We start from the raw sequence: 14654 nt of genomic DNA on the forward strand, positions 1-14654 counted from the left end.
GAATGAAGTTGTTTAATCTATTGGTTTATAAATCAATTGGTTATTGTTACACTCAAAAAGTCGGGAGAGCTTCCACCTCTCTCGATTTTTAGTAAACTGCCAGTACATTATCTCTTAACGCATAACAGTCACCCTCCTTTCTTGTCTCTTGAATTTTATAGTTCCGGTGAGTTCCATACTTTTAAGAAGCTCTGACAGTGTGCTGTTTTTGGAAAATTTACCTCCAAAAACTTGCTTTTTCAATGCTTCATCCTCATATTGAACCTCAATATCATACCATCGGCTTATGCGCGTCATGATGCTCTCCAGCTCCTCATCCCGGAAGATGAAAAAACCATTTTTCCAATCAATGTCTCTCTCCACGTCAGCATAAGAAACGTTTGAAATCCCCTGACCTTCGGAAGCTAATGCTGCCTGTCCGGGTTTTAATTTTACAGCCTCACGGTCATATCGGAATTCTACTGCTCCTTCCACCAGCGTAGTCTTCACAAAGCTGTGACTGCTGTAAGCATTTACATTGAATTGCGTCCCCAACACTTTGACTTCTGCGCCTTGAGCCTCCACGATAAAAGGCTTATGAACATCTTTGGCCACCTCAAAGTAAGCTTCTCCCGACAGCTGTACCCTGCGCTCCTTGTGGCTGAACTCCACCGGATATGTTAGACTTGTCTCTGAGCTGAGCCACACCTTTGTACCATCTGCCAGCACCACCTTATACATTCCCCCTCGAGGGATGGAAATACTGTTGTAAGATGTTGCCGCTACGGTATTTTCCTTACGAGCATATACAATATTTCCGTCTTCCGACTTGATGATTTCGCTGCCTCCATCTGCCGTCAATACACCTTGTCCTACACTATCCAACAGTACTTGTCTGCCGTCAGACAAGGTCAGAACAGCTTTGTTGCTTCCCGGCATGATATCGCTGGATACCTCCGCTGGCTTTTGTAAACCGACCGTATACTCATTTTGCGGTTGGGATACATAATAAAATATCCCCCCCATTAGCATTATGGCAGCGACAGCCGCTGCCGCAAAGCGGACATATGTTTTTCGCAAGGGATGTTTCTCTTCCTTGCGCAACACAATGTTGTTCCAGGCTTTCTCTTTGTTCCTTTTCCTCCAAGCGCCTTTGCGATCTTCCTTTTGGGAATCACGCACCAAAGAGTCAAACAATTCTCTATGCTGCGGATCGGCATTAACCCACTGCATCAATTCACGATACTCACTTTCCGATATATTCTTATCGATGTACTTGAGAATTAATTCGCTTCTCCGTAATGCATCATGTATATCTTTATCCTCTTGCATATATCATAAAGACACGCAAGAATAAAAAGTGGGTAATAAAAAGTTTAATTTATTGCATTAAATAAGAAAAGAAGGAATGAAAACAAAGATGTCAGCTTAAGACGAAGTAGATGTAAGACTTTCTGTTTTTGCTTTTTGAGGGTGTTTATCGAAATTCCGAGCTCATCGGCAATTTCATGATTTTTCTTACCTTCTACATAGCTTAAATCCGAAATAAGTCTATAATGTTCAGGCAGCTCGTCAAGTGCCAACTGAACGTGAGAAAGGACTTCAGCGCGGATGATGCTGTCTACCACAGCATTTTCAATGAAGGAGGTTTTGTCTTTGATGGCTTCACTGCGATATTTTTCCACGACCTTGGCATGTCTTACGAAATTTAGACATTGATTTTTTACAGAGCGATAAAGGTATTGCTTACATGCGATGGAATTGCCTTGCACTTCTTCGATGTGCTTCCATAGCTGTACGAAAGATTCTTGCACCATATCTTCTGCAGCATCCTCATCCTCAATCATCTGTACAGCAAAAAATACCAAACGGTCATACAACTGATCGAACAAACTCCGTATCAACTCATGGTGTTGACTGGCCGGTTTTGACAATAGTATGTGTCCGATATTTCCCAATGGTTTGTGGTTTATAATGTTATCGCAGTTTTTTGGCGGGACTAAGCTAAAACTTTTCGACAAACTAAACAAGAGCGATTATTTTTTCTTGTTTTTACAGAATTAAAGACCAGAAAATACATTTTCTTAAAACTTTTACAGTATGCGCTATTAATGAGACAATGTTAGAATGATGGGAAAATGGTCTGAAGCATAATTTTCCTTATGCAAAACTTCAAAGGTTACATCTTTTACGTTTTTATAAAATTTTTTGTTTCCAATAAGATAGTCTAAGGTTACACGTGGTTTTGATGTCGAAAAGGTCAACGTCTTCAGATTTTCTTTCTGAATGATAAATCCTCTTTGTGAGAATTCATCCAGCAATGCATTATCTGCATGGATGTTCAGGTCTGCTCCAAAGATAATTTTAAAATTTTTATACTTTTCCAAATGGGAAAAAATCTGTTCCAGTTGATTTTTACGCACCTCATGGCTCAGATGATCCAGGTGGAAGGAAGCAAAGATGATGTCCTCTTTTGCTACACGCACCTTGATAACGGCCAGTGCACGTATTTCATGCTTCACTGTATCATGCGGAAAGATACGATAAGCATGTGCTTCTACAATAGGATAGCGTGATAGCACCCCAACGCCATAGTCCCCTCCCTCTCTGTCTATTGCTTTGGCAAAGAAAGAATGCATGTCTGTACGTTTGGCCAACTCAGCAATTTGGTCGGAATCTTTGCCCGAACGACGGGTAAATCTGTCCACCTCCTGCAAAGCTATAAGGTCGCAAGGATGTCTGTTTATGACAGCAGCAATAGAGTCGAGCTCCGTAACACCCCACCCTTTACTCGGAGGACTGGCAATACGTATATTGTAGCTCATCACACGGAGTTTCTTATGCTGAGCAACACTTGCAGCCCCGACATACAATAATAAGAAAAGCAGAAAATAGATTTTCCTCATTCTATAATGTTTAGGTTTATATAAAGATAAGATTAATAGTCTATATAGGAAATTATCACCGAAGCTTTTCATCAAGAAAAAATACATCTACCTTATCCAAAAAAACGTTCATCTTTCATTCCCGAACGGTTGAAGAAAATGACACTACCACGGTTCAACTCAGGATAAATTCTAATTTCAGAATAATAACCACCTCCACCTCCTGCGTGACAATAGTAAGTATGACCATTTAGCCGGCCCTTAAACCACGATAAGCACATACCTGTCTTCCTGCCTTTAGCAATGAACTGCTCTTCAAAAAGACAATTTTTATAATAATCAGAGATCAACAAATCTTTGGTCAATAAAGCTTGTATGTACTTGACAAAGGCCATTGGAGGGCCTATCAGTCCGCCGTAAGCACTGCCATTGACATGAAACAGATTAAAGGCCCTCCACTTTCTTTCTGTGGTAGCCATAAATTTTTTCTTGTCCACAAAGAAGCCCAGCACCATATTTGTTAGTGACCACTTTGGGTGGTATCCTTTTGCGTGATTAGCGGGGTGAGGTATAGTAAACCCAAGTACTTCATTGTCTATCGCAAGCTTTGCTATAATATGGTCTTCCACATAAGTCTTAAAAGATGTACCAGATACTGTTTCAATCAAATTTCCAAGAATAACATAGCCTAAATTTGAATAATTGAACTTTACACCCGGAAGAGCTTGGGATTTAGCATTTTTCTGAATAATAGATTGAAAAAATTCTTGTTCATCAAAATTATGATGCTCTGCATCCAAATGTATCCATGCAAGAGGAATTAGATTTGGAAGACCTCCGGTGTGGCTAAGCAGGTGTTTTATGGTGATGCTATCGCCGTACGGAAAATCCGCCAAATAATGTACTACGGGCTTATTAATATCCAAAAGTCACTTTTCTGCCAACTGCATGATGGCCAGTGCGGTAAAAGTGTTGTTGACAGAAAAAGCATTGTATGTGGTGTTGAAATCTACCGCTCTCCGGAGGGAAACATCCGCATAACCATCTTTATAAGAATAAATTATACTATCCTTACTGAAGTAAAAATATTGAATGGAAGGTGTATTCCCTTTATGGATTTCTCTTTTAAAAAGATCTTCCGGCTTCTTCATTACACTTTTACTCTGTAAAGTTATAAAGACGAATATAAAAACAGCTACAGTTACTATGCTGACTAACAGCTTCATAGGTTATTTTATTCCTCTAAAAATAAAATTTTTTCATGTATTTGCATTAAAGACCTAAACCGAAGACCGTTTAAAAATAAACTTAATTGATAAATAAATATTCAGTACTCTATATTTGCTAAAGATAAAATTATTTTTATGTATAATTTCAAAAGTGACTATTCGGAAGGGGCACATCCGTTAATTCTTCAAAAACTTATAGACACCAATTTTGTGCAGCAGCAAGGCTATGGAGAAGACGAATACTCTATAGAGGCCATGCATATTCTTAAAAACAAAATAAATAATCCGGAAGCGAAAATATTTTTCCTTTCCGGCGGTACACAAACCAACCTCACCGTTATAGCTTCTTTATTGCGTATTCATGAAGCGGTAATCAGTGCACGTACCGGACATATCTATGCTAACGAAACCGGTGCTATAGAGGCTACTGGCCATAGAGTTATCACCGTAGAGACGGCAGACGGAAAACTCCGTCCTACACATCTTGAAAGCGTATTGCTAGAGTATAGCTTACGTCCACACGTTGTAAAGCCTAAGATGGTCTATATTTCCAATTCTACTGAAATCGGCTCCATATATAATAAGTCGGAGCTGGAGGCTCTTTCAAGCTACTGTAGGGAAAGAGACTTGTTACTCTTCATGGACGGAGCACGTCTTGGACATGCTCTTACGGCGGACGACAACGATCTTAGCTTGGAAGATATTGCCCAGTATACGGATGTTTTCTATTTGGGAGGCACTAAAAATGGAGCTCTTCTAGGTGAAGCCGTAATTTTCAATGATTCGTCATTGGGGGAAGAGTTTGACTATGTATTAAAGCAGCGTGGAGCACTTCTCGCCAAAGGCCGCATTTTGGGGATTCAGTTCTTGGAATTGCTGCGTGACAATTTATATTTTAACTTGGCACGACATGCCAACGTGCAGGCACAGAAGATTGCCGCAGCTTTTCGTAGTAAAGGTTACTCTTTCCTCACCGAATCATCCACCAACCAAATTTTCCCCATACTAACCAAACAGGAAATCGCTAAGTTGCTGAAAAAGTACGATTTCTACATCTGGAAAAATATTGATGAGACCCACGCCGCCATCCGTCTTATCACCTCCTGGGCAACACCCGAAGATATCGTATTAGAGTTTGTTGAAGAAATAAAATTATTATAACAAGTAAAAGAGGCTATCTGAAAATAACCTCTTTTTGTCCTTTATCAGAGACAACCATGGCTTTGTTGGCAAAGTAAAAGCTTACCAATGCCGTCAAAAAAATGGTGATGCTGGTTGTAAGCATGATATCTCCTATTCCTACTAAAGGAGAGATAAGTCCTCCCATGAAAAACTGAAAGAACCCTAAGAGTGCAGAAGCACTTCCACTGTTTTCTCTTTCGAGATTTAGTGCTAAAGATGTTCCTGCAGGTAGTAGTATTCCCACGGCGATAAGTAGGATAAAAAATGCAGCCTCCACCACCAGCACATGCCATTGAAAATAAAGCACCACCGCAATAAATATAGTGGTGGCTAAGGCTAACCTGCTAGCAGAGGCAAAAGCCTGCCTTGCCGACACAAAGCGTACTATAAGCTTATTTCCTATGATAAGCCCCACGGCATTGACTGCAAAAAATATTCCGTATTGAGAAGGTGTAACCTTATAAATATTCTGAAAGATGAACGGCGAGGAGGCTAAGTAGGCGAAAAACATCCCCATAGTAAATCCTATGGACAAGGTGTAATTGAGATAATTGCGGTTTCTAAGCACCTTACCAAAAGACGAATAAGTTTTGAGCATATTGCCCTGCAGTCGTCTCGATACAGGTAGCGTCTCTTTGAAATAAACTCCTCCCATAAGGATACAAACACCCAAAATAAGAAGTACTACAAATATTCCCCTCCAGTCCGTAAAGTCCAACAGCACCCCACCTCCTACCGGAGCTATGATAGGTGCTATCCCATTTATCACAGCCAGAGAAGAAAGAAATCGGGCTAAGTGCTCCTCTTCATACAGGTCTACCGCTATGGAACGGGAAATTACAAGCCCTCCCGCTCCGGCAAATCCCTGCAATAGCCTAAAAAAGTTGAAAGATTCGATGTTCCAAGCGTATATACATCCCAAGGTTGCCAACACAAAAGCCACTAAAGACATCAGCAAAGGTGTTTTCCTTCCTTGCTTGTCGCTTAGGGGACCGAAGAGCAGCTGTCCCGTCGCCATTCCTATGAAGCTGAACGTAAGACTCAGCTGCACGTTAGACGCATTTGTCGCAAAAGCTTCCGTCAAGGCCGGCAATGCCGGTAAATATAAGTCCGTCGTTAAAGGAGCAAAAGCAGACAATATTGCTGCAAATACCAAAATAAAAGTCGCCGAATTCTGTCTGTGCATAGATGAATACTTTTTCCGCTAAAGGCGACAAATTTACACTTTCAGCATGGAATTTTACTGCTAAAAAATAAAAGCTATCGGTTTTTAAGCTTCCGGAAAAGAGAGTATAGCCGTGTGTTGGATGAAATATGATGAGGAGTGCTATCGATTATATCCTGCATCTTTTTCTTTCTTTCTGCAGTCAAAGGGTGCGTGCTCAGGAGTTGGGGGATAGAAAACTTTTCTTGTGCTTCCAGACGTTCGAATAGCCGCACCATACCTTGGGGATCCAGACCATTATCCATAAGAATCTTTAACCCCAAATAGTCGGCTTCCTCTTCAAACTTACGCGAATAAGAGAGAGAATTCAGCTGATGGACGTTGTCCGCAATAACGGTCATTATGCCGTTTACGTCGCTAATCAGCAAAGATATCACCATATAACCGGCTAGGTTGCGACTCAACATCTTTACCGAATGGCGTTGGTTGACGTGTGAAGCTTCATGCCCCAACAGGGCAGCAAGTTCTTCAGCACTACGTAGCGAATCCACCAAAGCGGAGTACACGACAATCTGCCCATTCGGAGCGGCAAAAGCATTCATCTCCTTTGATTTCACTACAGCAAATTTTAAAGGTTTATTATTTTGCAGGTTGAGTTCCCGTGCAAAAAGGGTAAGGTATTCGCTTCTACGGTGATCTATGTCGTTTTTCTCCAAAAAATTTTCGGTAAACATATCGCCCAACGTATCGTCAAAGCTATCAGGAAGCAGCCCTACTGCTCTTTCCGCCAGAGGAGGTAGCAGATAGAAATATGCAACCACTATCAAGGCCATCAGACCTACGCTTATTGCGACCAACTTCTTATAACCTAACTGCAATAAGCGCGCGTGAATATCCACGCGCTTATGTTGTTTCATATACTTATAAAAACGGTCTGCAAAGTCGTCGTTGTCGACCTTAAGGATTGCACCCGAATATCTTTTGTTGCGCAGCTCCACCACACTACCGTAGCGCTCAAACTCGAGGTCCTTAATCTGCCACTTTTGCTCGTGTTCTATAGACTGCAGAACCAACATATCGCTTTGCTCTTCCATCGTGACCAATGCAAAGCGAGCCGCTGAAGACTGCCCGTCAAAATATGTTCCTTCAACTTTTAAGCTCATTCCTATGCTAGATCTATGTCGAAGAAGTCCATAGCATCTTCACCGAAAGCGTCTAAATATTCGTCTTCCGTCTGCTGTATCTCGTCTAGGTTAATATTTCCCTCCAATTTGATGTTATCTAAGATAAATTTATAAAGACGTACATCGGCCCACGCCTTTCCTAAGCCCAATGTGAAAACAATGATGAAGAAGTTTCCAACGAGCAAACGTAAAAATCCTATGCCGGTAGCGGTAGAATGGCATCGTATCTTCTGTTCTCCCCTCCGCATAGACATCGTGTTAACGAAATAGTTAAAGATATCACGATACCACCAGAAAGAATATATGCCAAGGGTGAGGATTGTTAGAAGATACCCTTTCAGGTTAAGAATAAAGTATTCAAATCCTTCCGACTCATTGTCAAACTCCACGTCTCCGTAACGTATATTACCATAAATATAGCGACGCAGATTCATCTCCATCCAAAACACATAAATACCTAGAGTAAAAACAGTTAGAATTAACCACTTGAAGAAGTATTTAACAAGCTTTTCGCGTTCACCACGGTAGCCAAAGCGTATACCGCGATAGGTAGTGCGGCTCATCCTATAACGGAAAGCGCCGTGTATAGCCAAAGGTATAATACCCAGAAGACCAACATACAAGATAATGATGGCTATGAGTAAGCTACTTTGAAGATATAGATAATAGAAAGCTCCCAAAATAATTGCGTAGAATACCATCAGCTTAATAAAGCCGATAAACATTTCCTTTCCTGTGCCGGAAAAATGAAAACGCTCGTTGTTCAATGAGACATTTCCGTATATATAGCGTAGCTTCTTGGCTCTAGCCCATGGATAATAAAGTCCTAGTGTCACCAAAGTCAATAACCAGTTGACAATAACTATGGAGAAATATTCAGACCCTTTACCCAAAAATTCCAGTCGATAGTTTTGCTGTAGGCTTGTGTTTTCTGCAGTCAATTCCATATTATAATACCGTAATAATTGTTTAGTTTGTTATAATTTTCAAAGTATCACAAAATAATAAAAATCAACCGTATTACAAGACACCCCAAAGAGCCAATTTAAATTTTCGGCATGAGACAGCTTTTCGTGCTATGGTACACCAACAGTTATAGGACAAAGGCTATGGTAAAATAAGTGACGAAGTTACCTAGACCATGAGCTACCCAGCCGGGAATGATACTGCCATTGCCTTTCTTTTCCTTTATATAGCCTAAAATCCATCCTATTGTTGTGGAAAGAACAAAAACTAAGGCTAATAGTAATATTTCAGTATTTACCAGCAGCCACATTAAATATAAATGGAGCAACCCGAAGATAATAGCCTGCAAGAAGTTCCCTACAGCAAAACCGGTAAGATTAATAAGCCGTTTGGCAATAAAACCACGAAAGAAAAGTTCTTCCGCAAAAGAGGTTCTCAATCCTGCAGCTAGCACGATGGCGATGAACGTCACCCAAGAAGGGCCCATGGCCCTCAGCTTACCACTGATGGAATATGGAGAAAAAAAGATTGCTTTAAAGTCATCATTCATCAAAGCTAATCCCACTCCCAAAAATAACGTTAATACAGTTGCTAACAACACCAACCCTAAAGTCTTACCCTGAGGCTTGTAAAGTCCTACATACTGCAGAAACCCTGTGCTCTTATCCTTTCTGAACAAGAAAAAAAGAAAAGGAACAAGAACCATAAAGCCAACCTGAAATAGCGTAGAAATTACTTCATTCATCAATTCATACATAGGTCTAATAATTTAGGTTATCAATATGGATTTAGTATTGAAATTAGAATGTAACTGATTATCAAGATACAAACCATCGTTCTTGTAACAAATTTATTAATATTCAGAAAATAACAAACCCATTGCAATATTATTTCTATAAAATACAATATTCTGTTAGAGAAGGTATTATCTATATAGCAGGCGGCAAAAAACAAAAAAGCCCGGATATGTTCCGGACTTTCATTAAGATGAACAAAACTTATTTATTCCACCATACTTTTGTACTTAACACATCATCACCTTGATTGGCTAAGGCGTTTTGATAATTGCTCTTGTTTGTAGACTGTTCTTTCAGCGGATAAACAAGGCGTGAAGGTATAGCGTCCCCTACTTCCGGTTCGAATCTATATTCTACCGTGTTTCCCCCCACTGTTCCGGCGAAGATGACGTCACCTTTTTTCACTAAGAACAGAGGGTATCCTGTTCTACGGATTTCGGACCAAGCTTCAATACCTTGGGTAAATAGAGCTAGATATTTTTGGGTAAGTACATTTTCCTTATTGGCTGGTGGTAAGAGCGCCAAATAAGCGTTCGCTTCAGCAGCTCCCACACCCCACTTGTCCAAGGATGCTTTTACTCCCCTTTCATATGCTTCCTGATCCCAATTTCTGTATTCTGAAATCAAAAATTCCACCTCTGCATATTCCATCAGCACTTCCCCATAGTTGGCAGCGTTGATAATCTCTCCCGGCAAGGAAATTCGATCTACAGGGAACAAGTTTCCGGCAGCCAGAGGTAGGCCATACGGCTGTCCAAAGTATGTGCCATCCGCCAGTGGCTTGGCATATTTTGCAAGACGCGGGTCTTGTGCAGCAAAAGGACCTCGCTGTCCCTTCAGCGTTTCTACGATAACATGAGATACCGCAAAGTCTTTTCGATTGGCGGTCACTGTAGCTCTGTATAATGGCGCTTCATTCGGTGCGGATGCTGAAAAGGTGAAAACAGCATTGTCGGCATTGGAGGTGAAAACACCTTTTGCCAGTGCATCATCTATATGCGCTTTGGCGAATGTAGGTTCTTTATGATAGATACGGTTGGCCAGACGAAGCCTCAAGGAATTAGCAAATTTTGCCCATTTGCTGTTGTCACCCTTGTAGATGATGTCCGACGTGCCGAAGGTATTCTGGCTGCTGTACTTTCTAAGTGTATCTGCTGCCTGTTTCAGCTCCTCCAAAATATCTTTGTATATCTTCTGCTGCGAAGCATACTTAGGCGTCAAAATGTCGGGATCATGCTGTAAAGCTTGGAAATCTTCGTCCTTATTACCGTACGATTCGTAAGGCACATCACCGAAAACATCGGTAAGATGATGGAAACCAAATGCTTTCAACACTCTCGCTATAGCAATCTGGTTAGCATTACTTCCTGCGCCACCTGCTGTGGCAATAGCTTTGGTTTCCTCGTCCGTATTCATTTTAATGATTTCGTTCAAGTTGTTCAATGCCTTATAGGTCGCTGTCCAGAAGTTGTCCGAATAAGATGTAGGAATCTGATAGCGCGACTGATCTGTATAAATGTTTTGGCTAAAATATTGGGCGAATAACTGTGCCCCACGGTAGTTAATCTCCTCACTGCGTATAGCGTCGATAAGCTGCTTTTCAGCTGTAATCAACAGACTTGGCGTAGGCACTGCCGAAGGCCTGTTAGGGTCAATATTTATGTTTTCAAATGTCTCTTTCGAGCAGCCGACAAGAGCGACCAACGTGAACAGCCAAAGATATATCTGTTTATTTACTTTCATCTTTTAGAATTTTAGATTAACATTTAAACCATAAGTTATAGGCGTAGGAATATTTCCTCCTTCTATACCTTGCACGTTACCACCACTAGTAGTGAACTCCGGATCTATATATTTGCTTTTGGTATAGATATTCCACAGATTTCTTCCGTACAAGGACACGTTGACATTTTTCACGGTCTTAGTAGATTTCAAAGGTATATCATAGCCTAGCACCACCTCACGGAATTTGATATAAGAGGCATCGAAAATGGAGAAAGTGGTAGGTCCATTATATTCATTTCTTGCCCATTGCTGTGCCGTGATATTGGTTGTATTTTCTGTCACATTGTCTACAGTGTACGTTCCGTCGGCGTGGAAGGTTACATCAGCTTTGACGCCATCGAGTACCACTCCTGTCTCACGCACATTGTTGGCTGCCGTCTTATCCAAAATTCCTGCGTACATACCCACTTTGTATGTCTGCGAGAAGAACTTGCCTCCTATACGGCCATCTACCAAAAACCCAAGACTGAAATTTTTATACTGGAAGGAGTTTTGGAAGCCGAAAGTAAAATCCGGAAGAATACTTCCCAGCGGCACAAGCTGTGAGGTCTTCATATATGTTCCGTCGTTCTCCACCACACGCTTGCCATTGGGAGCATATACAAAGTCGTAACCCAAAAACTGGCCGTACGGCTGTCCTTCACGTGCCACCAAATTCACTAACGTATTGCTAAGCGTTAATGTGTTTACCAGCTCATCCAATTTCACTACCTTATTTTTATTCTTGGCGTAGTTGACAGTAGTGTTCCACTGGAAGTTGTCATTTTTTACGGGGCTAGCATTCAGCTGCACTTCCACCCCTCTGTTGTTGATCTTTCCAGCGTTGAGGAATTTGCTTTCGTAGCCAAATGCCGAAGATACGGGTACTGCAAGAATCTGGTTACGCGAATTGTTGTTATAGTAAGTGACATCTACACCTAATCGATTTCTGAAAAAGGAAAGGTTTATACCGGTCTCCCATGAGCTTGTCACCTCAGGCTTCAGCTGATTGTTGGCAAGCTCTTTTGGCAGGCTGTACGAAGGCTTGCCATCTATAGGTTGCTGGGCCTCATACACCTTATACAACTGATAAGGTTCGGTGTCGTTACCTACCTGCGCCCACCCCAGTCTTATCTTTCCGAAAGAGAGCCATTCTAGGTTCTTTAAGCCTTCAAGGTCAGAAAACACAAAGCTTCCCGTAATCGATGGATACGTAAAGGAATTGTTATTTACCGGCAAGGTCGACGACCAGTCGTTACGCACCGTAGCATCAAGGAACAAGAAGTTCTTGTAACCGACAGAGGCACTAGCATACAAAGAAGAGACACGCTTATGGAAAGACTTATTATCTATAATAACACTCGGCGCATTTTTTAGGTTATAGTAGTTAGGGACGATCAGCCCTCCCGATGTGATGGCGTAGTCCACCTTACGTTGCTGATCTCTTAGGTTAGCCCCCACATTGGCATACAAGGAGAAGTTTTCCCAATTTTTCTTTGCAGAAGCCAAGAATTCGTAGTTATATTCATTGAGCTTGTTGCTGGATTCTTCATATTGCGACGCACTTCGAGAATATACAGCAATGCGATCCTGAGCCTGGAAAGAATAGATATCGCCATGCGCCTTCGCTCCTACGGTAAGCCAATCGTTAACCTCGTACTGCAAGCCTACATTTCCGTAGAACCTGTCTCTGCTTTCTTCGAGGTATGACTCGTATGCCGACCAATAAGGGTTATCGATGAAACGCGTAGCCTCATCTTCAGGAGTATTACGCCATCCTGTACGGTTCCACGCCAACGGCGTTCCATCCTCCCGCTTATAACGAGAAAGGATTTTATAATCTACCTGTACCGCTCCCCATTGGAATGCTTCCAGCATAATATTTCTATTGGAAGCTCCTGACCACGGTCTTCCTATCGAGGAGTTTTTGATATAGGTAAAGTTTGAAGACAGCTTAATCTTGCCGAGTTGGGTGCCTCCTGAAAAGTTGAACGAGTTGCGTCCTAGAGAGGCGTTAGGCACCGTACCTCTTACATTCTTATTGGTATAGGAAAAGCGATAGTTGGTATTGCCACTATTTCCTGCTATGGCAATATTATTGGTATTGGCTACTCCCGTACGGAAGAAGTAGCTGACATCATGCTTTGGATACACCCAAGGTGCCGGATTCAGGTAAAGGTCTTCATCTTCCGGATTCAGGTTATACCAGTGCAATACGGGCGTTCCATCCAAGCGAGGTCCCCAGCTTTCATCAGCCGCATAATCCACTATCTTGTAGTCCGTACCGTTGATATTTTGTACCTGGAATGTTGGAGAGTATCCTTGACCATAAAGCTTTTGTCTTTTAGGTAGACGTACCACATTTTCAAAATCCAATCCAGTATTTACCGAAATATCCACATGTTCACCTTTGGCGGCACGTTTGGTGGTGATAAGAATGACGCCGTTGGCCGCACGTGAACCGTAGAGAGCTGCCGCCGAAGGACCTTTCAAGACCGAAATATTTTCGATATCATCGGGGTTCAGATCCTGAATGGTGTTGCCCACATCTTTTCCTGCACTTCCGTTTATGGTGGCAGCAGAGTTCAGGTCTGTATTATCTATAGGAGTACCGTCGATGACATACAAAGGCTGGTTATTCCCTGAAATAGAGTTGATACCACGGATAGTCACACGGTTTGATCCCCCCATATTTCCGCCAGACGAAATAACCTGTAAGCCCGAAACCTTTCCTGACAGTGCTGAAAGTACATTGGTAGGACGCGTTTGCAACTCCTTACCTTTTACCTCCTGCACTGCGTAGCCTAATGCTTTCTTCTCTCTGGAAATGCCCAAAGCTGTCACCACCACATCTTCCAAGACCTGACTTTGCGGCACCAATTCTATCGTAAGGAAACTATTCCCATCGGCAGTAAGCTTCTTCGTGTCATAACCTATATAGGAAATCTGTATCTGCGGATTGTCAGAAGGAGAATTAAGTTCAAATTCTCCGTTTTGATTTGTAATAACCTGTTTATTGGATGTTAGATCCCGGATAGTAGCACCCACAATAGCCTTGTTAGAAGCATCTACTACCCTGCCCTTCAAAAGAGCTTGCGCATGTAAGCTCCCTGAGCTAAGAGCAAAAGCTGCCAGTACGAGAAATTTAATTTTCGTTCTATTCATAATAAATTCTTGATAGTTAAAAATACTGAAAATAAAATAAGGAAGGATTATCGGAGATAATTAACAATTCCAATTATCTCCTATGCACATTCGCATGGTATGTAGTATATCTCGGAAAAACATTTTCATATTATTTGCGGCAAATATATATAATCCACCGAAATAGTAGACAATAATTTTGTAATAAAAGTGTAAGGTGTTAAAAAAAGGAAGCTTTATAAATAGAAAAAGCCTAAAGAATGGACTGCCCCCAAAAAGTTGGACGAATTTATGCAATATTTTTGATATGATGAGCTCGGTATTCTACCGGGCTCATTCCATTTAAATTAGTTCTTATC

Annotated in this window: 12 protein-coding genes; 1 reads left to right on the plus strand and 11 read right to left on the minus strand. The window is 41.5% G+C overall.

Going from position 1 to position 14654, the window contains the following annotated elements; genetic code table 11:
* Positions 1 to 114 precede the first annotated feature (114 nt).
* The 5 genes from ABD873_RS04575 to ABD873_RS04595 form a co-directional block, all read right to left on the minus strand.
* Positions 115 to 1311 carry a FecR family protein gene (locus ABD873_RS04575; protein WP_345065231.1) on the minus strand — a complete coding sequence of 399 codons (1197 nt, stop codon included), beginning with the start codon at positions 1309 to 1311 and terminating at the stop codon, positions 115 to 117.
* A 44-nt stretch (positions 1312 to 1355) separates the two neighbouring features.
* Positions 1356 to 1937 (minus strand): RNA polymerase sigma-70 factor, encoded by a 582-nt coding sequence (locus tag ABD873_RS04580; RefSeq protein ID WP_345065234.1) that lies wholly within the window; start codon positions 1935 to 1937, stop codon positions 1356 to 1358.
* A 150-nt stretch (positions 1938 to 2087) separates the two neighbouring features.
* Positions 2088 to 2885 (minus strand): endonuclease/exonuclease/phosphatase family protein, encoded by a 798-nt coding sequence (locus ABD873_RS04585; RefSeq protein WP_345065237.1) that lies wholly within the window; start codon positions 2883 to 2885, stop codon positions 2088 to 2090.
* Positions 2886 to 2977: 92 nt separating this feature from the next.
* Positions 2978 to 3790 (minus strand): serine hydrolase domain-containing protein, encoded by an 813-nt coding sequence (locus ABD873_RS04590; protein ID WP_345065240.1) that lies wholly within the window; start codon positions 3788 to 3790, stop codon positions 2978 to 2980.
* Positions 3791 to 3793: 3 nt separating this feature from the next.
* Entirely contained in the window at positions 3794 to 4015 is a 222-nt protein-coding gene (locus tag ABD873_RS04595; RefSeq protein ID WP_345065243.1) for a hypothetical protein, read from the minus strand.
* Between the two features lie 213 nt (positions 4016 to 4228).
* On the opposite strand from ABD873_RS04595, the gene ABD873_RS04600 reads away from it, so the two are divergent.
* Positions 4229 to 5254: a threonine aldolase family protein gene (locus ABD873_RS04600; protein ID WP_345065246.1), complete on the plus strand. Its 1026-nt coding sequence runs from the start codon at positions 4229 to 4231 to the stop codon at positions 5252 to 5254.
* A 13-nt stretch (positions 5255 to 5267) separates the two neighbouring features.
* Here ABD873_RS04600 and ABD873_RS04605 read toward each other — a convergent pair whose 3' ends face one another.
* The 6 genes from ABD873_RS04605 to ABD873_RS04630 all read right to left on the minus strand — a co-directional run bounded on the left by ABD873_RS04605 (position 5268) and on the right by ABD873_RS04630 (position 14316).
* Entirely contained in the window at positions 5268 to 6461 is a 1194-nt protein-coding gene (locus tag ABD873_RS04605; protein ID WP_345065249.1) for a multidrug effflux MFS transporter, read from the minus strand.
* A gap of 74 nt (positions 6462 to 6535) precedes the next feature.
* Complete coding sequence (locus ABD873_RS04610; RefSeq protein ID WP_345065252.1) at positions 6536 to 7603, minus strand: M48 family metallopeptidase; 1068 nt, start codon at positions 7601 to 7603, stop codon at positions 6536 to 6538.
* 2 nt (positions 7604 to 7605) lie between these two features.
* Positions 7606 to 8571 (minus strand): YjgN family protein, encoded by a 966-nt coding sequence (locus tag ABD873_RS04615; protein WP_345065255.1) that lies wholly within the window; start codon positions 8569 to 8571, stop codon positions 7606 to 7608.
* A gap of 146 nt (positions 8572 to 8717) precedes the next feature.
* On the minus strand, positions 8718 to 9335 hold the full coding sequence (locus tag ABD873_RS04620) for a CPBP family intramembrane glutamic endopeptidase (protein WP_345065258.1): 618 nt from the start codon (positions 9333 to 9335) through the stop codon (positions 8718 to 8720).
* Between the two features lie 253 nt (positions 9336 to 9588).
* On the minus strand, positions 9589 to 11130 hold the full coding sequence (locus ABD873_RS04625; protein WP_345065261.1) for a SusD/RagB family nutrient-binding outer membrane lipoprotein: 1542 nt from the start codon (positions 11128 to 11130) through the stop codon (positions 9589 to 9591).
* A gap of 3 nt (positions 11131 to 11133) precedes the next feature.
* On the minus strand, positions 11134 to 14316 hold the full coding sequence (locus ABD873_RS04630) for a SusC/RagA family TonB-linked outer membrane protein (protein ID WP_345065264.1): 3183 nt from the start codon (positions 14314 to 14316) through the stop codon (positions 11134 to 11136).
* Positions 14317 to 14654: the final 338 nt, after the last annotated feature.

The organism is Sphingobacterium thermophilum (assembly GCF_039541675.1).
GTDB lineage: Bacteria > Bacteroidota > Bacteroidia > Sphingobacteriales > Sphingobacteriaceae > Sphingobacterium > Sphingobacterium thermophilum.